Genomic DNA, 1,189 nt, shown 5'->3' on the forward strand with positions numbered 1-1,189 from the left:
CACAAACGGTTGTGATTGGAGCTTCAGGTAGTACGACTATTTCCACAGGAGCGCTTACAGCAGATGCAACTTATACTTTAATAGATATTACTTCTTCCGGTACGCCAAGCTGTACGCAAACTGTAAACGGCTCAGTAGTGGTAACGGTAGTTCCGGAGCCGGGAGTTTCGGCTTTGGTAACGTCACCATCGTATTGCTCGGGTCAGGCTATCGGAGTACAATTATCGGATCCTAACCCAGCGAACACCACTACGACTTTCACCTGGACGGTTGCAGCAGTAACCGGAGGTGTAACGGGAGCTTCGGCAGGCAGCGGATCGATTATCTCTCAGGTGTTAACGGCAGGAACCGTACAGGGAACAGTAACGTATACGGTAACGCCTCATATCGGAAGTTGTACAGGACCGTCACAAAATGTAACGGTAACGGTAAATCCTACTCCGGTATTAACGGTAAATCCGTCGGGCTTAACCCAGAACGTGTGTTCGGGTAATACAACCAACATCACCCTGTCGAGCAACATTCCGGGAACGGAATACTATTGGACGGTTAACCAGTCCGGAGCTACAGGAGCTTCAGCGGGCAATGCCGATACGACAGGAATCATCAGCCAGGCTTTGACGGCTACGAGCAATCAGATAGGAACCGTGGTGTATGTAATCACACCATACTATAACGGTTGTCCTGGAGCATCAAAAACGGTAACGGTAACGGTAAATCCGGAACCTGTTGCAACCTTCAATGCGACTTCGCAGGATTTGTGTTCTGGAGAGACTACCGATATTGAACTAAGCAGCAGTGTGGCAGGAACAACTTTTAGCTGGACGGTATTGCAGAGTAATGTATTGGGAGCAGCGCCTGGCACAGGCAGCAGTATTGAGCAGACTTTGAGTACGATTGGTTTTACAGCCGGTACGGTAACCTATACGATTACACCAAGTGTAAACGGATGTCTTGGAACTCCGATTACCGTAACGGTGAACGTGAATCCACGACCGGATGTTATCGGAGATACTCAACCTCCAATCTGTAGCGGTGGAACCACCAGTATCATCTTAAATTCGGCCTTTGCAGGAGTTGAATACCATTGGACGGTAACTTCAAACGGTGTTTCGGGAGCTTCAGACGGCAGTAACACTACGGGTGAGATTTTCCAGACGTTAACCACAACAAGTGATAATAACGGAAC

At 48.6% G+C, this 1,189-nt stretch carries 1 protein-coding gene; it reads left to right on the forward strand.

The features are described 5' to 3' along the window. Nucleotides 1-1,189 (forward strand): PKD-like domain-containing protein (locus G498_RS15850; protein ID WP_035754280.1); only part of this gene is annotated, 1,189 nt, incomplete at both ends.

This window comes from Flavobacterium suncheonense GH29-5 = DSM 17707 (genome assembly GCF_000430025.1).
In the GTDB taxonomy this organism is placed as follows: Bacteria; Bacteroidota; Bacteroidia; order Flavobacteriales; family Flavobacteriaceae; genus Flavobacterium; species Flavobacterium suncheonense.